Source organism: Roseovarius sp. (genome assembly GCF_030373445.1).
Classification (GTDB): Bacteria; Pseudomonadota; Alphaproteobacteria; order Rhodobacterales; family Rhodobacteraceae; genus Roseovarius.
Genome location: NZ_JAUCYU010000001.1, coordinates 425,293 through 447,458, shown reverse-complemented (window position 1 = coordinate 447,458; position 22,166 = coordinate 425,293). Strand labels below are relative to the sequence as shown.

Sequence of the window (22,166 nt, the reverse complement as noted above, 5' to 3'; positions counted from 1 at the left end):
TCAGCCGAGCAGCGCCGCCATCTCCTCGGCGGCGCGCAGGCCCTCCTTGTGCGCGCCGGAGACGGTGCCGGGCTCTGCATGGTGGGTGGCTTCGCCGGCGAAGAAGACCCGCTCGGCATGGGGCTGGCGCAGCAACGGCCGTTTGTGGGCCTGGCCGGGCATGGCGGCGGAATAGGATCCCTTGAAAAGCGGGTCGCGGCCCCATGCGGTGGCGGCGCCCTTGTGGAAGGCGGATTTCAGGTTGGTGCCGAAGATCTCGGTGAGGCGCGTGAGGGCGTAGTCGATGGCCGCTTCGGGGCCGGCCTCCTCCAGTTCGGTGGCAAAATCCCCCGCGTTTTCAAAGGCGCAGAGGCCGGTCTCGGAGATGTTGCAGAGCGCCCCGCCGCCGCGGAGGATGCCGTCATCTGACGGCTCGACCTTGTAGGTGACCCAGGTGTCAGCCTGAACCGGAAGGGCCCCGGACCGGAATTGCAGGGCGACGTGGTTGTAGGCGCCGAGGGTAATGGCGCCGATGGCGTCGAGATGGGCATTCTCGAGCGGTGGGTTGAAGTGGATGTCGCCGGCGGCGAGGATGCCTTGGGAGACGGTGATGATGACGGCTTTCGCGGTCAGGATGCCCTTGTTTGTATGGACGTCCACGCCATCGGCCGTGGTGGTGACCTGCTGGGCGCTGGTGTTCAAGGTGACCGGAATGTCTGCGGCGGTCATCGCGACGAGCGTGCCGTAACCCTGGCGGCAGAACCAGTCGGGGCTTTCCTGGTAATCGGCGAAATCCCTGGTGGAGATCTCGTGCAGGTTCCGGCCCATGGGCAGGACATGCATCATCGCCGCCGTGAAGGACCAGTCTGTCATGGGTTTGAAAAGGCTGGACAAAGCGGTGTCGTTGCCGGCGTCGGCCTCGCGGCGCATGGCGTCGCTGATGGCGTCGACCTCGGCCCAGAGGGCGGTGCCGTGGGGGTCGTCGCCCGCCGTCAGGGTGTGGTTGGGCGCCGGGTAGACGTCGAGCCCGAGGGCCTTGCCCTTGTCGATGAAGGCATTGATGGCGCCATTGTGGAGCCAGTGCGCGCCGCGGTCGAAGGGGAGGCCGAAGGTCTCGGTGTCGGTAAAAACGCGCCCGCCGATGCGGTTTCCCGCCTCGATGCAGGTAACGGTTTTGCCAAGGGAAACAAGGGCTTCCGTGGCGGCGAGACCGGCGGCGCCGGCGCCGATGACGATAACGTCGGGTGAGGGCATGGGCTTTCCTTTCGGGCGAACCATAGGGATGGGGCCGGGAGGGTCCAGCGATTTCCGGGTGTGGTGTGGCCCTGCGGGCATGGCTGGTGTAAGCGGGCGGCATGGATGAATACGCCCCGCCGACCGAGCCGATCAAGGTGCTGCACGAGGATCACGAGATCGTCGTGGTCGACAAGCCGTCGGGCCTTTTGTCGGTGCCGGGGAAGGGTGAGCACCTGGCGGATTGCCTGCTCAGCCGGGTGCAGGAGGCCTATCCGATGGCGCTTCTGGTGCACCGGCTGGACCGGGATACATCAGGCGTCATGATCTTCGCGCTGAGCCCCCACGCGCAGCGGCACCTGGGTCTTCAGTTCGAGAAGAGACAGACAAAAAAGACCTATGTGGCAAGGGTTTGGGGGCGGTTGGAGCCGCGGAAGGGGACGGTCGACCTGCCGCTGATCGTGGACTGGCCGAACCGGCCGAAGCAGATGGTGTGCCACGAGACGGGGAAGGCCGCGGTGACGGATTGGCGGGTGCAGCGGTATGGCGAGAGCGAGACGCGGGTGAGGCTGATGCCGAAGACGGGGCGGAGCCATCAGTTGCGGGTGCATATGCTGGCGATGGGGCATCCGATCCTTGGCGATCCGTTCTATGCGGAGGGGGCGGCGCGGGATTTTCCGCGGCTGATGCTGCATTCGGAGGAGCTTCGGCTGCGGCACCCGGACGGGGGCGCGGGGATGACGTTTCGGTCGAAAGCGCCGTTCTGAAAAGCCCTCTGTTTGCTGAAAAATCAACGTCGGTATTACGTCGGTATCTTGTCGGTATTACGTCGGTGCGTCAGCGTGACCTGTCGGTGAGGTTCAGGCGGGCGGCGACGATGGGTTTGAGGCTGGCCGCGAGGGCGGGGTCGGGTTTCTGCATCTCTTCGAGTTCGTCGAGCCGGTTGGTGGCGACGAGGCTGAGGGCATCCATGCGCGGGGTGCCGTCGGGGTGGCGCGGCAGGGCGGCGACGGGCTGGATGTGGTCGGGCTTGGGATCGGGGGCGAGGGCGCGGAGGTCGGGTTCGGACAGGTCGGTTTCGACGAAGGCGTAGAGGCCGACGCCCTTGGCCGGGAGGGCGAAGGTGCAGAGGGCCACGTCGGACACGTGGTCATGGGCAAGGAGGGCCGCGCGCAGGGCGGGGCCGTCGCGCTCGACCCGGTCCTCGGTGCCTTCGCCGTCGGACCAGTTCATCAGGCGGCGGGTGATGAAGTTGTAGAGCTTCTTGCCGGTCGCCATCCAGATGCGGGAGGGGAGCGCCTTTTGGGCGAGCATGGCCTTCTCGGAGGGTGTCAGCAGGTCGGGCGCGTAGGCGCGTTTCTGTTTCAGCAGGTGGCGGAGGTCTTCGCGGGCCATGGTGCGGAAGAGGCGGCCGCGGCGGCGGTGGACGGAGGCGAGCTGAAAGTCGATGACGGCGGCGCGGCCCTCGGGGGTCATCAGCCAGTTCTGGGGTTTGGCGATGTCGTTATGGGTGACGCCCGCGCGACGCATCTCGCGGAGGAGGCGCTTGGCATCGCGGTACCATGCGGCGTCGGCGGGCTTGGCGAGGTGGAGGGGTGTGCCCTTGGTCCAGCTGCGCAGGAGCCCGGTGCGGTCGACGCGGACGAGGACGGGGCAGCCCTCGATCCCCTGCACGGCCTTGAGTCCGCGAATTTCGCGGCGGGCGAGGGCCCAGGCGATGGGTTTGGCCCAGAGCGGCACGCCGTCGAGCTTGCGCAGGACGACGGGGAAATCCTCGACCCCGTCGAGCGTGCCCGAGACGGTTTCCGAGAAGACATCGCGCTTGTGCACGGTGTCGGGCCGGAAGCGGGCCTGCGATATGTCGGGGGCGGGGCTCATGCTGGGGGTTTAGAGATTTTTGGCGGCGTGGGAAAGCGTGCTCGCCAGCCCTTGCGGGCTGTCTCGCCTTATGTGGGTGCTGTGCAGAAAAGGGCAGGGGGTACTCAGAGGCGGACCCAGTCGGGCGGGCAGAGGTCGGCATTGCCGGGTTTGCCGGGGGCGAACCAGTTCTTCGGTGCGATGACGATCTTGGCCGGGGTGTCGTTGAGCCACGCGCCCCACCACGAGAAGGTCGAATTGGCGATGATGTTGTGATCGCAGAGCGATTGCAGGTGCATGTCGAAATGGCCTTTCGTCTCGTCATTGATGTCGACGACGACGGTCTGCTGCCCGAGCGAGAGGTTGTCGCGCGCCCAGGCGGGGTCGTTCGAGAAGACGAAACAGGTGAGGGGCTGGCCCAACTTTTGCGTCAGGTGCTCGACGGCGGCGCTGTAATATTCCGGCGGGCAGGCCGCGAAGCCGCCATCGGCGAGGTAGTCGCCGCGGCGGACATGGACGGAGACGGCGACGGGGGCGGCGGCGATGCTGTCGGCCATGTCGGCATTGGCGGCGTCGAGCGGCGTGGTGAGCGTGAGGTCGTGGCGGAGCCGGTCGGCGGAGGCGCCGAAATAGCGGGGCGATTGCCAGTAGCCGTGCAGGTAGGTGTTGTCGGGGAGGTCGAAGAAACCCTCGTTGAAGCCGAGATCGCCCTCGCGGTGGAAGCGGGGATTGCGGCCGAACCAGCGCCAGAGGGCGTAGCGCGGGAGGCTCTCCATCTTGGTGGGGGGCAGGCTGGCGGCTTCGGTGAAGCGGGTGTTCCGGTAGTGCGGGAAGCAGTCGCCGCGGGTGTCGTCCCACAGGACCATGTAGCGGCGGTCGAGGGCGAGGTCGGTGCCGAGATGGTCGGCCAGCGCGCGGCCGGCGGCGTATTGGAACATCTGGTTCCCGGCGCCGCCGAAGAGGCGGGTGACGATCATTCCGTGCCCTCCGGCAGGGGGGCCGCGCTGGCTCGGGCGTGGCGGGCGAGGGCGCGGCGATAGCGGAAGCGGGCGGCTTCGCGCCAGAGCTTCTCGGGGAGGGATTTGCGGCCGCCCTGGATGGTGGAGCCGTCGAGCTGGTCGGCGATGGTGCGGATGCCCGCCGGGTGGATAGCGGCGGGGCGCAGGCCGGTGTGCCAGTGGCATTGCAGGAAGGCGTCGATCGGGCGGTCGATGACCTCGGAGGCGTCGAGCAGGCGGCGGGCGGCGGCGCGGCTGACGAGCTGGGCCGAGGTGCGGAGTTGGGGAATGTCGGCGAGGGTCAGGCGGGCCGGGCCGGACTGGTCGATCAGGCGGGGGCCGGATTGCGGGGGCCTGTCCTGAAGCTGGATGTAGCCGCAAGCGTCGATATTGGCAGTGGCGAGGGCCAGGGCGCGCGGGAAGGTTTCGGGGTCGAGGGTCACGTCATCCTCGAGAATGAGGGCGTGGGAGAGGTCGCGGCGGAGGATCTCGGCCCAGACCTGGCGGTGGCTGAGGAAACAGCCGATCTCGCCCGGTTTGAGGGGGAAGGGGTAGGCGGGGTCGAAGAGGCGCGCGCCGGTTTCGGCGGCGAGGTCGGCCGCGTCGAGTGCCGCGCCGTCGACGGCTGCCCAGAGTTCACCGGGCAGGCCGCATTCTTCCTTGAGCGCATGCGCATTGTCCCGCCGTTTCCGCGCGCGGGTCAGGTGCAGGACAAAGGCATGCGCCTGCATCGGGCCCGCGCTCAGGCGTCCGGGGTCCACCCGGAGACGGCCTTGACCTCGAGGAAGTCCTCGATGCCCCACTTGCCGCCTTCGCGCCCGTTGCCCGACTGTTTCATGCCGCCGAAGGGCGAGCCCATCCCGCGCGACTGGCCGTTCATCTCGACCATGCCCGAGCGCAGGGCGCGGGCCACGCGGTTGGCGCGGGCGCTGTCCTGGGTCTGGACGTAGTTGGTGAGGCCATAGGGGGTGTCGTTGGCGATGCGGATGCCGTCTTCTTCGCTGTCGAAGGGCATGATCGACAGGACGGGGCCGAAGATCTCCTCGCGCGCGATGGTCATGTCGTTGTTGACGTCGGCAAAGACCGTGGGGCGGACGAAGAAGCCGCGGTTGAGCCCGTCGGGGCGGCCGGTGCCGCCGGCGACGAGGCGGGCGCCTTCGTCGATGCCCTTCTGGATGAGATCCTGGATCTTGTTGAACTGGGTCTCGTTGACGACGGGGCCGATGTGGCGGCCTTCCTCGTGCGAGGAGCCGACGGTGATCTTGCCCGCGACTTCGGCGGCGGTTTCGACGGCCTGATCGTAGACCTCGCGCTGGACGAGCATTCGGGTGGGCGCGTTGCACGACTGGCCGGAGTTGTTCATGCAGTGCAGCACGCCGCGCTTGACGGCCTTCTCGTCGGCATCGGCGAAGATCAGGTTGGCGCCTTTGCCGCCCAGCTCGAGGCTGACGCGCTTGAGGGTGTCGGCGGCGGCCTTGGAGATCAGCTTGCCCGCGCGCGAGGAGCCGGTAAAGGAGATCATGTCGACATCCGGGTGCGCGGAGAGTTGCGAGCCGACGCCGGCGCCGTCGCCGTTGACGAGGTTGAAGACGCCCTTGGGCAGGCCGGCCTCGTCGATCATCTCGGCGAAGATCATCGAGGAGAGGGGGGATTCCTCGGAGGGTTTCAGCACCATGGTGCAGCCGGCGATGAGGCCCGCGATGACCTTGAGGGTCACCTGGTTCATCGGCCAGTTCCACGGCGTGATCATGCCGACGACGCCGATGGGCTCGTGGATGATGCGGTCATTGGGGGCGTGGTCGCCCAGCGGTTCGTCGAAGGTGAAATTCTTCGCCGTTTCGAGGAAGGCCTTGATGTGGCCGATGCCGGCGCCGACCTGCTGCTGGCGGGAGAGGTCGATGGGGGCGCCCATCTCGAGGCTGATCGCCTTGGCCATGTCCTCGGCCCGGGCCTTGTAGGCCTGGTAGAGCTTCTCGACATAGGCGATACGCTCGGCCGGCGGCGTGGCCATCCAGGCGGGGAAGGCGGCCTTGGCGGCGGCGACGGCGGCGTCGGTGTCGGCCTGGCCGCCAAGGCTGATGATGGCGCAGGGATCCTCGGTGGAGGGGTCGATCACGTTGTGGTCTTTCCCGTCTTTCGGGTCGACCCAGGCCCCGTCGATGTAGAACTGGCGTTTCTCGATCATGGTCTCAGGCTCCGTTCCTTCAGAATGGCGGACGGCCGGAGCAGGCACGCCCCGGCCGGATTCGGCGTTACATTGTCACCGGCGCATGGCGGCTGCAAGGGAGAGGGCTTCAAATTCGCCCGGCAGGGCGTATCTTGCAGGGGAGATATCAGACCCCCGAGAGGAGATCACCATGGGACTGCGCATCAACGATACCATCCCCGACCTGAAGGTCGAGACCGACCAGGGCCCGCTTTCGCTGCATGACTGGATCGGCGACAGCTGGGCGATCCTGTTCTCGCATCCGAAGGATTTCACGCCGGTCTGCACCACCGAGTTCGGCGCCGTGGCCAAGCTTTCCGACGAGTGGGAGAAGCGCGGCTGCAAGGTGATCGGCGTGTCGGTGGACGGGGTCGAGGACCACAGGAAGTGGAAGGGCGACATCGAGAAGGTCGGCGGCGCCAAGGCGGGCTTTCCGATCATCGCCGATATCGGCCTCGAGGTCTCGAAGGCCTTCGACATGCTGCCCGCCGAGGCCTACCTGCCCGACGGGCGCACGCCCGCCGACAGCGCCACGGTGCGCAGCGTCTTCATCATCGGGCCGGACAAGCAGCTCAAGCTGATGATGACCTACCCGATGACCGTGGGCCGCAATTTCGGCGAGGTGATGCGCGCGCTCGACGCGTTGCAGACCAGCACGAGCAAGGGCGTCGCCACCCCCGCCGACTGGCAGGTGGGCGAGGACGTGATCATCCCGCCGGCCGTGAACGACGAGGATGCGAAGGCCAGGTTCGGGTCGTTCGAGGCGGTGTTGCCGTATCTGCGGAAGACAAAGCTGCCGGGGTGATTGTTCGGCCGGTTCAAGGGGGCGCTGCCCCCGACGTTGAAGCCCCGAGGGGCTTCAACGCCTCCCCCGGGATATTGTTGGCCAGAAGAAGCGGGGGTGTGGCGTGTGCCCTTGGGCCTCTGCACGGAAATTGGCGTCGGATGGGTATTTTCGACCAGAAAGAAGCGCGGTGTGCGACCCCGGGCCGGGGCGTGATGGACAGTTGTACGGTTTTTGCCTATGGCATCCGGTAAAGGATCGGAACGGCGACGGGCATGAGCGGCCGCGAGGCATTCAAACTGAACGGGCACGTGATCGAGGTGGGCACCCGCCGGACGGTCGACGTGCCGGTGAGCACGCTGTCGGATCATACGCCGGTGAACCTTTCGGTGCATGTCATCCACGGCCGGAAGCCGGGCCCGGTGATGTTCGTCTCGGCCGCCGTGCATGGCGACGAGGTGATCGGGGTCGAGATCGTGCGGCGGCTTCTGAGGGCCAAGGCGCTGAAATCGATGGCGGGCACGCTGATGGCGATCCCGATCGTCAACACGTTCGGGTTTCACAACCACTCCCGCTACCTGCCCGACCGGCGCGACCTGAACCGGAGTTTCCCGGGGGTGAGCGAGGGGTCGATGGCCTCGCGGCTGGCGCATATCTTCATGAAGGAAGTGGTGATGCGGGCGGATGTGGGGATCGACCTGCATTCTGCGGCCATTCACCGGCTGAACCTGCCGCAGATCCGGCTGACGCCGGGCAACAAGCGGCTGGCGGAGCTGGGGCGGGCCTTCGGGGCGCCGGTGATGCTGCCGTCGAAGCTGCGCGAGGGGTCGCTTCGGATGGCGGCGGAGGCGGCCGGTGTCGACGTGCTGCTGTACGAGGGCGGCGAGGGGCTGCGCTTCGACGAGCTGGCGGCACGGGCCGGGGTGAGCGGCATCCTGCGGGTGATGCAGCACCTGAAGATGATCGGCGGCAAGGGCGTGCCCAAGGTGCGCCACGCGCCGGTGCTGGCCAGCGAGTCGCACTGGTACCGGGCGCCCGCCGGCGGGGTGTTCCGCGGCTACGTGCCGATCGGGGCGGCGGTGGTGCCGGGCACGGTGCTGGGGGCGATTTCCGACCCGTTCGGAGAGGCCGAGAGCGAGGTGGTCTGCGACCGGAACGGCATCGTGATCGGGCGGTCGAACATGCCGACGGTCTACGAGGGCGATGCGCTGTTCCACGTGGCGGACACGCCGCGGGCGGACCACGCGGCGGAGGGCGTGAGCGCGCATATGGAGGCGGCGCCGCTGTTCGACGAGGACGAGATTATCTGAGGCTGGTGCTTGCCGGTGCGAGGCCCCGGCTCGGGGGCCGGGGCGGGCTGGCGTGTGGTGCGAGGCCCCGGGTCAGGCCCGGGGCGGAGGATTGTCAGCGGGTGGCGTGGCGGTTCTGGGGCATCAGGAAGATCGAGACCATCAGCAGGCTGAAGATCAGTTCGTAGACTTCCCACTTGCGGTTCTGGTCGCCCATCGCGACGATCACCAGGCTGGCGGCCACGGCGAAGAGAGTGTGGCGCAGGCCCGGCACCGGGATGGCCAGCCTGTCGGCCAGCCGGCGGATGACACCGACGCGCGGGTAGAGCAGCGGCAGGCCGATCAGGTAGAGCAGGATCACCGCCGTCAGCCCGGTGCCGAAGATCGTCTTGGTCAGGTGGGTGCCGCCGACCACGAGGTTGTGGAAGTTGGTTTCCATCTGCTTGTTGTTTTCCTGGAAGAACTCGCCCGATTCCCAGCCGAAGATGCGCTGGCCCCAGGACACCTCCTCGCCCGCGCCGAGGAAGAAGAGGAGGGCGTAGACGGCGGTGAGGATGGTCGCCAGCGTCAGGCCTTTCGCCTTCAGCGACAGGGCATTCGAGACGAGGATGCCGCTGGCCACCAGCAGGAAGAGCGCCGTGCCGTATTCCACCAGCCTGTCCTCGAAGGCGTAGACGGCGGCGAAATAGACCGGGTCCCAGAGGTGGATGGCGAAGGAGATCACGCAGACGATGGCGATGGCGGCCAGCAGGGTGCGGTCGATCAGGAGGTCTTTGGGCATGGGCGGGGTGTCCGGCAGGTGGCGTATTCGCCCCCGGATAGGCGAGCGGGCCGGCGGCATCAAGCGATATCGGTGGTCAGAGGGTGATGTCGACGGTCGCCTGCGGGTCTCCGCCGGTGTCGGTGAAGCGCATGGAAACGGCGTCCTGCTCGGCTTGCGAGAGGCGGCGGAAGATGCCGTCGCGCTGGTTTGCCGGCTCATTGGCGAGGTAGAACTGGGTGGTGACCCCGCGGCCCTGGGCGAAGGCCTTGACGTGGATATGGGGTGTGCGGCCCGGGTAGGGGACGGGTTTTATGGTGCGGAAGCTGTAGCGGCCCTGCGCATCGGTGATGTCGTGGCCGAAGCCCTGGAAGGCGGGGTCGTGCATGTCGCTGCCGCGGTCGCGGGTGTGCATGTAGTTGCCCCACGCGTCGCATTGCCAGATTTCGACACGGGCCTCGGGGATCGGCCGGCCGGACCGGTCGAGCACGCGGCCCGTGAGGCGGATGATGTGACCCCCCGCCTGCCGCACTGCACCGTCAATGCGGACGAGGTCGTTGTCGATGTCGGCGCGACGCATGGAGCCGGTGGGGTAGAAAGGCCCCTCGGTCTGACGTGGTGTGAGTAATGCGGCCTGCGCCGGCCGGGAAAGGACGCCGAGGCCCGCAAGGCCAAGGGCAGTGCGGAGGAAGCGGCGGCGGGGGGTCGGGTTTGACATCTACGTACCTTTCCTGGAGAGAAAGGTAGGGGCTCGGGCCCTCACGGGCCGTAAACGATTTCGTGAAGCGGGGGAACCTGCCGGTTCCTGCTGGCGGGGGGCTGCCGGAAATGACAAACCCCCGGGCGGGTGCCACGGGGGTCGTCTTCGATGTGTCGCAAAGAGCTGCGGTGCGGGTCTTAGAGGAGACCTTCGCGCTGGGCTTTCTTGCGCGCCAGCTTGCGAGCACGGCGGATGGCCTCGGCCTTCTCGCGTGCGCGCTTTTCGGACGGTTTCTCGAAATGTTGCCGAAGCTTCATTTCACGGAACACGCCTTCGCGCTGCAGCTTTTTCTTCAGGGCGCGGAGCGCCTGATCGACGTTGTTGTCGCGAACACTAACCTGCATGTGGTGTCACCACCTTTCTAAGTTGGAGTTGCATGAGAATGCAGGAGGTGGCCGTATAGCAAAGGCGATTTAGTTTGTCTAGGGTGACGCAGGCGAAAACGGAGGTGCCCGATGAGTGACGGCGACGACGTGAAAACAAGGCTGCTGGAGGCGGCGAAGCCCCATGTGCCCTTCGATGGCTGGAGCGATGCGACCTATCGCGCCGCGGTGAAGGAGGCCGGGGTGGCGCCGGGGTTGGCAAGGGCGGTCTTCCCGCGCGGTGCGATCGACATGGCGCTGGCCTATCACGAGGCGGGTGACATGGAGATGATCCGCCGGATCGAGGACACCGACATGAGCGAGATGCGGTTTCGCGACAAGGTGGCCATGGCGGTGCGGCTTCGGCTGGAGGCGGCCGAGGACAAGGAGCTCGTGCGGCGGGGGATGACCCTGTTCGCGCTGCCGCATCACGCGATGGACGGGGCGCAGGCGGTCTGGCGGACCTGTGACCGGATCTGGACCGCGCTGGGCGACAGTTCGGACGACGTGAACTGGTACACGAAGCGGGCGACGCTTTCGGGGGTGTATGGCTCGACCGTCCTGTACTGGCTGGGCGATGACAGCGAAGACCACGCGCGGACGTGGGAATTCCTCGACCGCCGGATCGGCGACGTGATGCAGTTCGAGAAGGTCAAGGCGCAGGCCGCTGAGAACCGGTTCGTGAGCGGGCTGATGAACGGGCCGCTGTCGTTCCTGAACAGGATCAAGCCGCCGAACGGCCCGCACCAGACCGGGATGCCCGGGCGGTGGTCGGGGCCGGGCTGAGCGCTGTTGCCATTGCAGGAGGCAGGTGGGAAACAGGGGGCCGAGACAGGGCCGCCGAAGAAGGAGATGCGCGCATGACCGGGACGATGAACGCCGTTGAGATCACCGAGGCCGGCGGGCCGGACGTATTGAAGCCGACGACCCGGCCAGTGCCGGAGCCGCGCCATGGCGAGGTGGTCATCAAGGTCGCCTGGGCCGGGGTGAACCGGCCGGATGCCTCGCAGCGGGCGGGCGCGTACCCGCCGCCGAAGACGGCGAGCGACCTGCCCGGGCTGGAAGCCTCGGGCGAGGTGGTGTCGGTCGGGGACGGCGTGAGCCGGGTGAAGGTTGGCGACAAGGTCTGCGCATTGCTGCCGGGCGGGGGCTATGCCGAGTACGTGGCGACCCCGGCCGCGCATTGCCTGCCCGTTCCGGAGGGGATGGGCATGAAGGAAGCCGCCTGTCTGCCGGAGACGTTCTTTACCGTGTGGACCAACGTGTTCATGCGCGGCGGGCTCAAGGCCGGCGAGCGGTTCCTGGTGCATGGCGGCTCTTCCGGGATCGGGACGACGGCGATCCAGTTGGCGCGGGAATTCGGGGCAAGGGTGTTCACGACAGCCGGGTCGGACGAGAAGTGCCAGACCTGCCTCGACCTCGGCGCCGAGCGGGCGATCAATTACAAGGACGAGGATTTCGTCGAGGTGCTGAAGCCCGAGGGCGGGGCGAACCTGATCCTCGACATGGTGGCGGGCGATTACCTGCCGCGGAACCTGAAATGCCTGGCCGATGACGGCCGGCTGGTGCAGATCGCCGTCATGCAGGGGCCGAAGGTGGAGATGAACCTCGCGCAGGTGATGGTGCGGCGGCTGACGATCACCGGCAGCACCCTGCGCCCGCAGAGCGACGAGGCGAAGGCGAAGATCGCCGAGGGGCTGCGGGAACATGTCTGGCCGCTGCTGGAGGCCGGGAAGGTCGCGCCGGTGATGGATTCGGAGTTCCCGCTGGCCGACGCGTCGAAGGCCCATGCGCGGCTGGAATCGAGCGGGCATATCGGCAAGATCGTCCTCAAGGTCGGGTAGGGATTTGGGCGCGGTTCAACTGGTGATACTCGGGCTGGGGCTGGTCAGCCTGTGCCTGAGTATCTGGGCGATCCGCGCGGATGCGGGCCTGAGCTGGCGGTTCGTGGTGCCGGAGGCGGTGGCGCCGGAGGGGGAGCCCGTCTTCGAGACGGTGTTTGACTATACCGCCGAGACCGGGCAGGCGCATTCGCCCGGCATCCTCGTGCGCGAGGAGGGGTTCACGATCACCTGGTTCGAGGGTTCGGAAGAGGCGCAGGCGGATGTGGACATTCACTATACCGGCTTCGAGCGGGACACCGAGGGGTGGCTTCGGGGCACGACCGGGCTGCTGGTGACGCGCGGCGGGCTGGCGCGCGTGATGGAGCCGCGGCAGATCGTGGTGACGCTGGGCAACACGATCGAGAACGAGGCTGTGCGGGACGGCTTGTACGCGACGGTGGCGTCGGTGGGCGGCTGGGCGATGGCCTCGGTCGTCGATGTGCGGGCGCCGGGGGGGCAGGCCGTGCGCGGGCGGAAGCTGAACCTGTCGCCGGTCTTCGGGCGGTCGAACCTGGTGAAATCGCCGATGGTGGAATACGCGGACGGGAGTCATGGCCTGCCGGCCTATTTCGAGATGGGCAGCACGTTCGGGGTTCTGGTGCGGCTGGATAAACAGGGCCGGGCCCGGGACACGCGGCGGATGGACGGGTTCGGCAAGCCGATCCAGCCGATGGTGGTGCCGCTGAGCGAAACGCGCGCCGTGGCGTTCCTGCGGGATTTCGACCCGAGCCGGAAATTGCTTGTCAGCCGGACGGAGGATGGCGGCCAGAGCTGGTCGCGCGTCGAGCCGATGGCGGTGGAGAACCCGAGCTCCCCGGTGGCGGCGCTGGGGTTGGGCGAGGGGCGGATATTGCTGGCGGTGAACGATGACGGGGACCGGCCGGAGGTGCTTCGGCTGGTGCTGAGCGAGGACGAGGGCGAAAGCTGGCGGGTGCTGCGGGCGTTCGAGGGCGAGGGCGCGTTGCGTTATCCGATGCTGCGGCGGCTGACATCCGGCGAGATCGTGCTGGCCTATTCCAAGGGCACAAAGCGGGGGCTGGTAGCGCATGTGTTCAACCAGGCCTGGGTGGCGGCGCAATGACCGGGCTGGGCGCGTCGGCGGCGTTGGCCGTCCTGGTGGGGTGGGTCGTGTTCGCCCTGCTGGGCTGGGTGGCCTCGCCCGGCCTTTCGGCCGGTCTCGGCGCGGTTGTCGGCGTGCTGGTCGTGGCGATGTTCCGGGAGAGCCTGGCGGTGGGCGGCGCCGTGGCGCTGCTGGCGCCGTTCGGGGTGATGCTGCCGGCGCTGGCTGTCCGGCACGTGGCGGTATCGCTCGGCGTGCCGATGGCGGGGTTCGGCACGTGGGAGCTGGTGGGGTTCCTGGTGCTCTACGCCGTGTTCCTGGCGGCGGCGTTCGGAGTGGTGCCGGTGGACCTTTACCGGTTCGGCTTTGCGCCGGTGCCGGTGGCGGTGATGGTGCTGGCGGTGTGCGCCTACGGGTTCGTGACCGGCAACTGGTTCCTGCCGCTGGTGGCGGTGCTGGGGCAGGCGGCGTGGGTCATGGGCTGGGGCAGCAGCAACTGGTTCGATTACGTGCTGCACGTGGTGATGTGGCCGGTGGCGCTGGTGGTGCTGGTGGGGCGGATTTTCTGACGCTGGCTGGTTTGGCGGGCGTCGGATTTGAGTATTTCTGGAAAAGTGAAAGTTGGGGGTCGCGTTATTTTATTGGCGCGAAGAGGGCGTTTTCCATCTGGCAGTCCTTCACCACGTCGCGGCCGCAGGGGACCGGATCGAGGGATTTCGAGAGGCAGAGGCGGGCTTCCTGGATGCGGCCCGAGCGGCAGGTGATGGTGAGCATGTCCGGCTCGAGGCCGGGGTTGGCCTTGAGGAAGGCTTGCTCGACGACGGAGGCCGGGAGCTTGACGGGGTCTTTCAGTTTGCGGAAGACATCCGGCCGGGCGAGGTTGCTGTAGGCGTCGCGGGCGAGCGCGTAATAGGCGGGCGCCGAGAGGCCCGAGCAGGACCCGTGTTTCTTCCACTGGTACCAGGCGAGGCCGGAGGAGCCCATGATATCGGTCATGGCTTCGGTCATGGATCGCGTGGGCGGGCGTTCGGCGGTGGGGCAATGGGCGGGCCAGCCGCGGTGGTATTGCGGCCAGAGCCCGTGGAGGACCCAGCCGTAATCGGCCGAGGCGTCGCATTGGGGGGAGTTCCGCGCGTCGCCCTCGAGCGCGCACCAGGTGGGCGACCAGCTGAGCGCCAGGACGTAATAGTCGAACTTTCCCGCCTTTTCGCCGTCGGCCAGGGCCGTGGAGGCCCAGAGGAGGAGCACGAGGAGCACACGCATTATTCGGACTTTCATTTTATTCGCATGGGGACTATATAGCCCGTCAGTTCCCCGACAACGGAAACTCGTCCCCCAGCGGGACAGCCATTTCAGGCGACGGGGAAGATATGCGTGAAGGAGACGTAAGGAAATGTCAGGACCGCTTATGGCCAAGGCTACCGCCGTCTGGCTGGTGGACAACACGACGATGAGCTTCAAGCAGATCGCCGATTTCACGGGGATGCACGAGCTCGAGATCCAGGGCATCGCCGATGGCGACGTGGCCGCCGGCGTGAAGGGGTTCGACCCGATTGCCAACAACCAGCTGACGCAGGAAGAGATCGACAAGGCCGAGAAGGACCCGCTGCACAAGCTGAAGCTGAAGTTCAACCCGGCCGCCGTGGGCGAGGAAAAGCGCCGCGGGCCGCGCTATACGCCGCTGTCGAAGCGGCAGGACCGGCCGAACGCCATCCTGTGGCTGGTGAAGTTCCACCCCGAGCTGGCCGATGCGCAGATCGCCAAGCTGGTGGGCACGACGAAGCCGACGATCCAGACGATTCGCGAGCGGACGCACTGGAACATCTCGAACATGCAGCCGATCGACCCGGTGGCACTGGGCCTGTGCAAGCAGTCGGAGCTGGACGCCGCCGTGCAGAAGGCCGCCGCCAAGAAGGCCAAGGAAGGCGAGCCGATGGACGACGAGGCGCGCCGCCGCCTGCTGAGCACCGAGCAGAGCCTCGAGATGGACCCGGAGCCGAAGATGCCCACCGCCATCGAAGGGCTGGAGACGTTCAGCCTGTCGGGCGACGACGAGGACGAGAGCGACGAGGACAAGAAATACGACGCGGACAGCTTCTTCAACCTGCCGGACAGTTCGGACGACGATGACGACGAGGAGGACGACAGCGACGATCCGCGCCGCTGAGGGTTTTCTCGTGAAGTGAGAATTGGGGAGCGCCCGCCGGGGGATTTCGGCGGGCGCTTTTGTTTTCAGGCGGTTGAGGTGGGTTTCACCCACCCTACGGAAATCCGGGACGTTGCGATTGCCCCGCCCCGGGCTTGACCCGGGGCCCTTGGTCGCTCGGGGTCCCGGCTCGGGGGCCGGGACGGGGCGGTGGCCCCGGCGCCTCGGCCTCAGATGCTCTGCCCGCCCGAGACCTCGATGCGCTGGGCGGTGATCCAGTGGGTTTCGCCCGCCAGCAGCGCCGCCACGGCGCCGCCGATGTCGTCGGGCAGGCCGGCGCGGCCTAGGGCGGTGGCGTCGGCGATCATACGGTTGACCTCGGGGTTGTCGCGGACGGTGCCGCCGCCGAAATCGGTCTCGACGGCGCCCGGCGCCACGGTGTTGACCGAGATGCGGCGTTCGCCCAGTTCCCTGGCGAGGTAGCGGGTGAGCACCTCGACCGCGCCTTTCATCGCCGCGTAGGCCGCGTAACCCGGCAGGGCGAAGCGGGCGAGGCCAGAGGAGATCATCACGATCTTGCCGCCATCCTCGATCATCGGCAGGAGCGCCTGGGTCAGCAGGAACGGACCCTTGACGTGGACGGCGTAGAGGTCGTCGAGCTGGTCCCCGGTGGTGTCGGCGAAGAGCGCCCAGTGGCCGGTGCCGGCGTTGTTGACGATATGGTCGATCGTGTCGCGGCCGAAGGTCTCGCGCAGGGTGGTGCGGAGGCGGTCGGGGAGCGACGCGATCTGGGCCGGGTCGGTCTGGTCGAGCTGGAGGGCGGCGGCGCCGCCGCTTTGCGCCGCGATTTCGGCCAGGGTTTCCTCGGCAGCCCGGGCGTTGCCGGCATAGGTGAAGATGACGCCGATGCCCTGTTGTGCCAGTTTGAGCGCCATGCTGCGGCCGAGGCCACGGCTGCCGCCGGTGATGAAGGTGATCTTGTCGGTCATGGTATGTCCTTTCGCGGTGTTTGCCTGTGACCGGATATGGCGGAGGGCGGGGCGCGGTGCCTGCCGGATTGTCCGGAAGACTTGCCCGATCCTCCGGCAGTGGCGGGGAAAGGCGTGGCAGAGCGGCGCGGGCATGGCATAAAACTCCGGACGCGTGCGTGGAGGCGATGATGGTGGATGACAGGCTGGTGGCGGCGGCGGAGCGGATCTGTGCGGTCGAGGGCGTGCGGGACGGGACGCTGAAGACCGGGGTGGCCGGGCTGATGATCGCGCGGCGGCCGGAGCCGTCGGCGCTGGAGGCGATGGTCTACGAGCCGCTGGTGTGTTTCGTGGTGCAGGGGGCTAAGGACACCGGCACTAAGGCCGGGTCGGTGAGGGCGTCGGCGGGGCGTTTGCTGCTGGTGAGCCATGACATTCCGATCGTGTCGCGCATCGTCGAGGCGACGCGCGAGCGGCCCTACCTGGCGCTGATCCTGCCGCTGGACCTGTCGGTTTTGCGGGGGCTCGAGGAAGAGATCGGCGGGGCCGGGGGTGGCGCCGTGAGCCGGGCGCTTTCGGTGCACGAGGCGGAGGCGCCTTTGCGGGAGGCGTTCGGGCGGTTGCTGGAGCTGGTTGAGCGGCCCGGGGAGGCCGGGGTGCTGGGGCCGCTGGTGCAGAAGGAGATCCATTACCGGCTGCTGACGTCACCGCAGGGGGCGAACCTCAGGGCGCTGTTGCAGACGGACGGGCATGCCGGGCGGATCGGGCAGGTGATCGCGCATCTGCGCGCCCATGTGGCCGACCCGCTGGCGACCGAGGAGCTGGCGCGGCTGGCAGGCATGAGCCGGTCGAGTTTTCACGAGCATTTCCGGACGGTGACGGCGACGACGCCGCTGCAATACCAGAAGGAGTTGCGGCTGTTGCAGGCGCGGGAGCGGTTGCAGGCGGGCGGGCAGAGCGTGTCGGCGGTGGCGTTCGAGGTGGGCTACGAGAGCCCGACGCAGTTCAGCCGGGAATACGCGCGGAAGTTCGGGGCCTCGCCCCGGCATGACCTGCGGGCGTGAGGCTCAGATATCCTTGCGGGCATTGAGGGCGGCGGTGATCGTGCCGTCGTCGAGGTAGTCGAGCTCGCCGCCGATGGGCACGCCCTGCGCCAGCGAGGTGAGGCGGACGCGGCCTTCAAGCTGGTCGGCGATGTAATGGGCGGTGGTCTGGCCGTCGACGGTGGCGCCGACGGCGAGGATGACCTCGGTGATGCTTTCGGTGTCGATGCGGTCGATCAGCTTGGGGATGCGGAGCTGTTCCGGGCCGATCTGGTCGAGGGCGGAGAGGGTGCCGCCGAGGACGTGGTAGCGGCCCTTGAAGACCTGCGCGCGTTCCATCGCCCAGAGATCGGCCACGTCCTCGACCACGCAGATCTGGCCGTTGGCGCGTTTCTCGGCGGTGCAGATATCGCAAAGCTCGGTGGTGCCCACGTTGCCGCAATTGTCGCATTCGCGGGCGGTGGCGGCGACGCGTTGCATCTGGTCGGCGAGCGGCATCAGCAGAAGCTCTCGCTTGCGGATGAGATGCAGCACTGCACGCCGGGCCGAGCGGGGGCCGAGACCGGGCAGCTTGGCCATCATCTCGATCAGGGCGTCGATATCGCGGGTGGAATTCATGGGGCTTCGCCGGACAGGGGGATGCGGGTGACGGTGTAGCCCTCGCGGCGCAGGAGCGCGATCATGCCGGTGTCGCGGGGGAGATGGAAGGCGCCTATGGCGATGAAAAGGCTGCCTTTCTCCAGTTCCGGAAGGGCGGCGGCAAGGAAGGTCTCGTTGCGCTCGGCCAGCAGGTAGGCATCGGTGCGCGCGAGCCAGTCGGCGCCTTGTCCGTCGGGGTAGCGGTGGTCGAAGAGGGCCGTCTCCCACGCCATCATCTCGGCGATGCGGCCGGAGAGGTAGAGCGCCTCGGTGGTGGCGTAGGCGTCTTGTGTCTGTTCAGGGTCGAGATAGGCGCCGTAGGTGGCAATGATGGCGGCGGCGAGGTCGAGGTTTGCGGGGTCGTTGAGCCGGTCGTAGAAGGCGTTGCGGTCTTCGAGACCGATCAGGCCTGCCCCGGCGAGGGCGCCCTGCAACTGGATGTGATAATCCTGGATGGGAAAGCTGCCGTCGTGGAAGTCGTTGCAGGGGTGAAACAGGAGGATTTCGGCGATGGCCGCGGGCCGCAGCGTGGCGTAGGCGTTGTAGCCCCAGCCAAGGCCGGCAAGGCGGGTCCTGATCCAGTTCTCCATGTCGAGCGGGATACCGAAATCGACCGTGTCGATCGTCAGGTTGTCCAGAACGTAGCGGTCGGTGGCATTCTGGCGAAAGACGTCGCGCCGGGTCTGGCCGGTGTAGTCACTCTCTGTCGCGACCATGCGGGCGGCGGAGATTTCGGCAGAGACGGCGTCGGGCAGGTCGAGGATGCGGGGCAGGTTGGAATGCATCGTGCCCCACAGGTGGGAGACGGTTCCGTCGTCCCCCTCGATCCGCCAGAAGCGGCCGGTGCCGTTGGGGATGTCGACCGCAAGTTGTTGAATTTCTTCGTATGTTGCCGGCGCGAAGGCCCCGGCGTGGATCTTCGGTTCCGGCTCGAGGCACAGCGCGCGCGTGGCCCAGCTCTGGGCGCCCGCCGGGGCGGCGAGCAGGCAGCAGAGGCCAAGGGCGAGCCAGCGCATCGGCTTCAGAACGGCAGGTCCATGTCCTTGGGCAGGCCCATGCCCTCGGTGATCTTGCCCATCTCCTCTTTCGCCTTGTCGTTGGCGCGGGTCTGGGCGTTCTTGATGGCGGCGAGGATGAGGTCTTCGACCGCTTCCTTGTCGTCGGGGTTGAAGATCGAGGGGTCGATATCGAGGCCCTTGAGCTCGCCCTTGACGGTGCAGGTGGCCTTGACGAGGCCGGCGCCGCTTTCGCCCTCGACGGTCATGTTGTGCATCTCTTCCTGAAGGCTGGCCATCTTCTGCTGCATCTCCTGCGCGGCCTTCATCATCTTGGCCATGTCGCCCATCTGGCCCAGTCCCTTGAACATGTGATCTCTCCGAAGTTCGGGTTTCGTTTCGTGTTGACCCATAGATACGAGGGCCGGCGGGCCGGGACAAGGGCGGTGCGGAGGACGGGATGGGGAGAGGGTGGTCGAATCGGGGTTAACAGGCTGAAATGGCGGGAAAACCGGGTGTCGGTATCGCGTCGGTATCACGTCGGTATTTTGTCGGTGCGCGGGTCGGTGCCGGGCCGGGTTAATGTGGCGGGCGATGCGGTAGGGGGCGATATCTTGAAAAGATATCGGGGCGAAGTCTTTTCTAGACTTCGGGCGGGGTGGGTGGTGGGTTTCACCCACCCTACGGGGGACCGGGGTTGCGGGTGTGCGGGGTGCCGGCCGGGGGCAGGCGGTGTCAGGCGCCGTCCTCTTTCTTGGCGGGGACGCCGATGTAGAGGATCATGGCCACGCAGAGGGCGGCGGCGGTGGCGATGAAGACCACGGGTGAGCCGATGCAGCCCTGCGCCATGGCCTCGGTGCGGCCGCCGTCGAGGAAGGCATAGACGGAGACCAGCGCGCTCCAGCCGACGCAGGCGGCCAGCGTGCCCCACTGGCTATTGTAACGGACGGCCAGAAGGCTGCCCGCGAGCAGGATCAGGGCGGCGGGGGAGGTGAAGAGGAGCAGCGCCTCGGACCACGCCGAGACGGGCGTGCCGTCCCATCCCGGGCGCATCTCCTCGCAGACCTGCGCCCAGGCGGGCGCGGGCAGGAGGAGGGCGGCGATCAGTCCTCCTCGAAGGGGTCCCATTCTTCGTCCACTTCGGGCAGGGCTTCGGCCTGGGCCTCGGCCTGCTGTTCCTCGGGGGTGCGGATGCCGGTGATCTTGGCGCCGGGGAAGGCGGAGAAGACGGCCTGTACCATGGGGTGGGTCTTGGCCTCGTCCTCGAGCGCGATACGGGCGGCGTCGCGGGTGGCGGCGATGGTGGGCTTGCCGCCCTCGCTGACGACCGAGACGCCCCAGCGGTTGCCTGTCCAGCGTTGCAGGGCGGCGCCGAGCCGTTGCGAGAGGTCGGCGGGGGCGTCGTCGGTCGGGCAGAACTCGATCCGGCCGGGGCGGTAGGCGGCGAGCTGGACGCAGGTTTCGACCTCGACCAAGAGCTTCACGTCGCGGTGGGCGCGGATCAGCTCGACCACGTGGTCGAAGGTGGGGTAATGCGCCAGCGCCGTGTCGGATTGGGCGGCGAGCGCGGTGGTCTGGCCGGAGGGGCCGGAGGCGCCGGTCTGGGCGGAGACGCCGGAGCTGTAGGCGGATGTGTGGCCGGTGGGGGCCGGGGCGTGGCCGCCGCCGCCGGGGCCGCCGGGCGCCGGGCCGCCGGCGGGGGGCTGGGGCGGCGGGCCGTCCTGTAGCCGGCGAACGAGGTCTTCGGGCGCGGGAAGCTCGGCGACATGGGTCATGCGGATGACGGCCATCTCGGCGGCCATCATCGAATTGGGCGCCTGGGCCACCTCTTCCAGCGATTTCAGCAGCATCTGCCACATGCGGGTGAGGACGCGCATCGGCAGGGCCTCGGCCATGGCGCGGCCGCGGTCGCGTTCGTCGGGGCCGATGGTGGGGTCTTCGGCGGCCTCGGGGGTGATCTTGACGACGCTGACCCAGTGGGCGATCTCGGCGAGGTCGCGGAGGACCGCCATCGGGTCGGCGCCCTCGGCATACTGGCCGGAGAGCTCTCCGAGCGCGCCGGCGGCATCGCCTTTCATGATCAGGTCGAAGAGGTCGAGCACGCGGCCCCGGTCGGCCAGCCCCAGCATGGCGCGGACCTGTTCCGCCGTGGTTTCGCCCGCGCCGTGGGAGATGGCCTGATCGAGGAGCGAGGTGGCGTCGCGCGCCGAGCCTTCGGCGGCGCGGGTGATCAGCGCGAGGGCGTCGTCGGCGATCTGGGCTTTCTCGGCATCGGCGATGCGGCGGAGCATGGCGATCATCTGCTCGGGGTCGATGCGGCGCAGGTCGAAGCGCTGGCAGCGGGAGAGCACGGTGACCGGCACCTTGCGGATCTCGGTGGTGGCGAAGATGAACTTCACGTGGGCGGGGGGTTCCTCGAGCGTCTTGAGCAACGCGTTGAAGGCGCTGGTCGAGAGCATGTGAACTTCGTCGATGATGTAGATCTTGTAGCGGGCCGAGGCCGCGCGGTAGGCGACGCTGTCGATGATCTCGCGGATGTCGCCGACGCCGGTGCGGGAGGCCGCGTCCATTTCCAGCACGTCGACATGGCGGCCTTCCATGATCGCCTTGCAGTGTTCGCATTGGCCGCAGGGATCCGTCGTCGGGCCGCCCTGGCCGTCGGGGCCGATGCAGTTCATGCCCTTGGCGATGATCCGGGCGGTGGTGGTCTTCCCGGTGCCGCGGATGCCGGTCATGATGAAGGCCTGGGCGATGCGGTCGGCCTTGAAGGCGTTCTTGAGGGTGCGGACCATGGCATCCTGACCGACGAGGTCGGCGAAGGTCTCGGGCCGGTACTTGCGGGCCAGAACCTGGTAGGCGGCTTGGGAGTCGGCGTCGGTCATGGGGGTCCTGTTCTGGGCTTCGAGGGGCAAGGTAAGGGGAGTTGCGCCCGGCGTCCACCGGGGGATTGGTGCAGGGTGTCCTGCCTTGCCGGGGCTCCCGCCCGCCCGCCCCGCCCCGGCAAGGCAGGACGGGGATGAATGGCGGGTGGCGGTGCGTGGGGCTGGTGTGGGGATTTGAGTATTTCTGGAAAAGTGAAAGTTGGGGGATGCGCCGGGTGGCTGGCGGTGTAAGATGAGGGCACGGCCTTTTGCAGGGGGCCGCCTGATCCGCGGAAAGCGTGCGCACCTGCCTACGACGGACGACCGGTACATATTTCGGTTT

24 protein-coding genes are annotated in these 22,166 nt (G+C 67.7%); 9 read left to right on the top strand and 15 right to left on the bottom strand.

Annotated elements, in window-relative coordinates; translation table 11 throughout:
* Positions 1–1,233, bottom strand: a complete 1,233-nt coding sequence (locus QUV18_RS02015; RefSeq protein WP_300891614.1) for an NAD(P)/FAD-dependent oxidoreductase — start codon at positions 1,231–1,233, stop codon at positions 1–3.
* A 101-nt stretch (positions 1,234–1,334) separates the two neighbouring features.
* On the opposite strand from QUV18_RS02015, the gene QUV18_RS02010 reads away from it, so the two are divergent.
* Positions 1,335–1,979: an RluA family pseudouridine synthase gene (locus QUV18_RS02010; protein WP_300891612.1), complete on the top strand. Its 645-nt coding sequence runs from the start codon at positions 1,335–1,337 to the stop codon at positions 1,977–1,979.
* Positions 1,980–2,049: 70 nt separating this feature from the next.
* Here the strand turns inward: QUV18_RS02010 and QUV18_RS02005 are convergent, their stop codons facing one another.
* The 4 genes from QUV18_RS02005 to QUV18_RS01990 form a co-directional block, all read right to left on the bottom strand.
* Positions 2,050–3,090, bottom strand: coding sequence for a serine/threonine protein kinase (locus QUV18_RS02005; RefSeq protein ID WP_300891611.1), 1,041 nt, complete (start codon positions 3,088–3,090; stop codon positions 2,050–2,052).
* A 104-nt stretch (positions 3,091–3,194) separates the two neighbouring features.
* The gene (locus QUV18_RS02000; protein WP_300891610.1) at positions 3,195–4,046 is read right to left on the bottom strand and encodes an alpha-1,2-fucosyltransferase; all 852 of its coding nucleotides are present in this window, start codon (positions 4,044–4,046) and stop codon (positions 3,195–3,197) included.
* Complete coding sequence (locus QUV18_RS01995) at positions 4,043–4,828, bottom strand: glycosyltransferase family 25 protein (protein ID WP_300891609.1); 786 nt, start codon at positions 4,826–4,828, stop codon at positions 4,043–4,045. Before QUV18_RS01995 ends, QUV18_RS02000 begins: the two co-directional genes overlap by 4 nt.
* A complete protein-coding gene (locus QUV18_RS01990) occupies positions 4,810–6,252 on the bottom strand; it encodes an aldehyde dehydrogenase family protein (protein ID WP_300891608.1) in 1,443 nt (480 codons plus the stop codon). Before QUV18_RS01990 ends, QUV18_RS01995 begins: the two co-directional genes overlap by 19 nt.
* A gap of 172 nt (positions 6,253–6,424) precedes the next feature.
* Between QUV18_RS01990 and QUV18_RS01985 the strand changes: the two genes are divergently transcribed.
* Together QUV18_RS01985 and QUV18_RS01980 are read left to right on the top strand one after the other, a co-directional pair.
* Positions 6,425–7,078: a peroxiredoxin gene (locus tag QUV18_RS01985; RefSeq protein WP_300891606.1), complete on the top strand. Its 654-nt coding sequence runs from the start codon at positions 6,425–6,427 to the stop codon at positions 7,076–7,078.
* 254 nt (positions 7,079–7,332) lie between these two features.
* A complete protein-coding gene (locus tag QUV18_RS01980; RefSeq protein WP_300891605.1) occupies positions 7,333–8,367 on the top strand; it encodes a succinylglutamate desuccinylase/aspartoacylase family protein in 1,035 nt (344 codons plus the stop codon).
* 94 nt (positions 8,368–8,461) lie between these two features.
* Here QUV18_RS01980 and QUV18_RS01975 read toward each other — a convergent pair whose 3' ends face one another.
* From QUV18_RS01975 to rpsU, 3 genes are all read right to left on the bottom strand, one after another.
* Entirely contained in the window at positions 8,462–9,127 is a 666-nt protein-coding gene (locus QUV18_RS01975) for a hypothetical protein (protein WP_300891604.1), read from the bottom strand.
* 76 nt (positions 9,128–9,203) lie between these two features.
* The gene (locus QUV18_RS01970) at positions 9,204–9,824 is read right to left on the bottom strand and encodes a protocatechuate 3,4-dioxygenase (RefSeq protein WP_300891603.1); all 621 of its coding nucleotides are present in this window, start codon (positions 9,822–9,824) and stop codon (positions 9,204–9,206) included.
* Between the two features lie 179 nt (positions 9,825–10,003).
* Positions 10,004–10,210, bottom strand: coding sequence for a 30S ribosomal protein S21 (gene rpsU, locus QUV18_RS01965; protein ID WP_057812606.1), 207 nt, complete (start codon positions 10,208–10,210; stop codon positions 10,004–10,006).
* Between the two features lie 111 nt (positions 10,211–10,321).
* Here rpsU and QUV18_RS01960 point away from each other — a divergent pair, with 111 nt between their 5' ends.
* From QUV18_RS01960 to QUV18_RS01945, 4 genes are all read left to right on the top strand, one after another.
* Positions 10,322–11,014 carry a COQ9 family protein gene (locus QUV18_RS01960; RefSeq protein WP_300891600.1) on the top strand — a complete coding sequence of 231 codons (693 nt, stop codon included), beginning with the start codon at positions 10,322–10,324 and terminating at the stop codon, positions 11,012–11,014.
* 74 nt (positions 11,015–11,088) lie between these two features.
* Positions 11,089–12,072, top strand: coding sequence for an NAD(P)H-quinone oxidoreductase (locus QUV18_RS01955; protein ID WP_300891599.1), 984 nt, complete (start codon positions 11,089–11,091; stop codon positions 12,070–12,072).
* A gap of 4 nt (positions 12,073–12,076) precedes the next feature.
* The gene (locus QUV18_RS01950; protein WP_300891597.1) at positions 12,077–13,192 is read left to right on the top strand and encodes an exo-alpha-sialidase; all 1,116 of its coding nucleotides are present in this window, start codon (positions 12,077–12,079) and stop codon (positions 13,190–13,192) included.
* Entirely contained in the window at positions 13,189–13,740 is a 552-nt protein-coding gene (locus QUV18_RS01945) for a hypothetical protein (protein ID WP_300891596.1), read from the top strand. Before QUV18_RS01950 ends, QUV18_RS01945 begins: the two co-directional genes overlap by 4 nt.
* Positions 13,741–13,804: 64 nt before the next feature.
* On the opposite strand, the gene QUV18_RS01940 is transcribed toward QUV18_RS01945, so the two are convergent.
* A complete protein-coding gene (locus tag QUV18_RS01940; RefSeq protein ID WP_300891595.1) occupies positions 13,805–14,434 on the bottom strand; it encodes a ribonuclease T2 in 630 nt (209 codons plus the stop codon).
* 130 nt (positions 14,435–14,564) lie between these two features.
* Between QUV18_RS01940 and QUV18_RS01935 the strand changes: the two genes are divergently transcribed.
* Entirely contained in the window at positions 14,565–15,338 is a 774-nt protein-coding gene (locus QUV18_RS01935; protein WP_300891594.1) for a cell cycle transcriptional regulator TrcR, read from the top strand.
* A 209-nt stretch (positions 15,339–15,547) separates the two neighbouring features.
* On the opposite strand, the gene QUV18_RS01930 is transcribed toward QUV18_RS01935, so the two are convergent.
* Complete coding sequence (locus QUV18_RS01930) at positions 15,548–16,306, bottom strand: SDR family oxidoreductase (protein WP_300891593.1); 759 nt, start codon at positions 16,304–16,306, stop codon at positions 15,548–15,550.
* Positions 16,307–16,476: 170 nt separating this feature from the next.
* Between QUV18_RS01930 and QUV18_RS01925 the strand changes: the two genes are divergently transcribed.
* A complete protein-coding gene (locus tag QUV18_RS01925; protein ID WP_300891591.1) occupies positions 16,477–17,349 on the top strand; it encodes an AraC family transcriptional regulator in 873 nt (290 codons plus the stop codon).
* 3 nt (positions 17,350–17,352) lie between these two features.
* Here QUV18_RS01925 and recR read toward each other — a convergent pair whose 3' ends face one another.
* From recR to QUV18_RS01900, 5 genes are all read right to left on the bottom strand, one after another.
* A complete protein-coding gene (recR, locus tag QUV18_RS01920) occupies positions 17,353–17,946 on the bottom strand; it encodes a recombination mediator RecR (RefSeq protein WP_300891589.1) in 594 nt (197 codons plus the stop codon).
* On the bottom strand, positions 17,943–18,983 hold the full coding sequence (locus QUV18_RS01915) for a TraB/GumN family protein (RefSeq protein ID WP_300891587.1): 1,041 nt from the start codon (positions 18,981–18,983) through the stop codon (positions 17,943–17,945). Before QUV18_RS01915 ends, recR begins: the two co-directional genes overlap by 4 nt.
* A gap of 5 nt (positions 18,984–18,988) precedes the next feature.
* On the bottom strand, positions 18,989–19,333 hold the full coding sequence (locus QUV18_RS01910; RefSeq protein WP_300891585.1) for a YbaB/EbfC family nucleoid-associated protein: 345 nt from the start codon (positions 19,331–19,333) through the stop codon (positions 18,989–18,991).
* Positions 19,334–19,697: 364 nt separating this feature from the next.
* Positions 19,698–20,090, bottom strand: coding sequence for a hypothetical protein (locus tag QUV18_RS01905; RefSeq protein ID WP_300891583.1), 393 nt, complete (start codon positions 20,088–20,090; stop codon positions 19,698–19,700).
* Positions 20,066–22,156: a DNA polymerase III subunit gamma/tau gene (locus tag QUV18_RS01900; RefSeq protein WP_300891581.1), complete on the bottom strand. Its 2,091-nt coding sequence runs from the start codon at positions 22,154–22,156 to the stop codon at positions 20,066–20,068. The genes QUV18_RS01905 and QUV18_RS01900 overlap by 25 nt, the downstream gene beginning before the upstream one ends.
* Between the last annotated feature and the right edge of the window lie 10 nt (positions 22,157–22,166).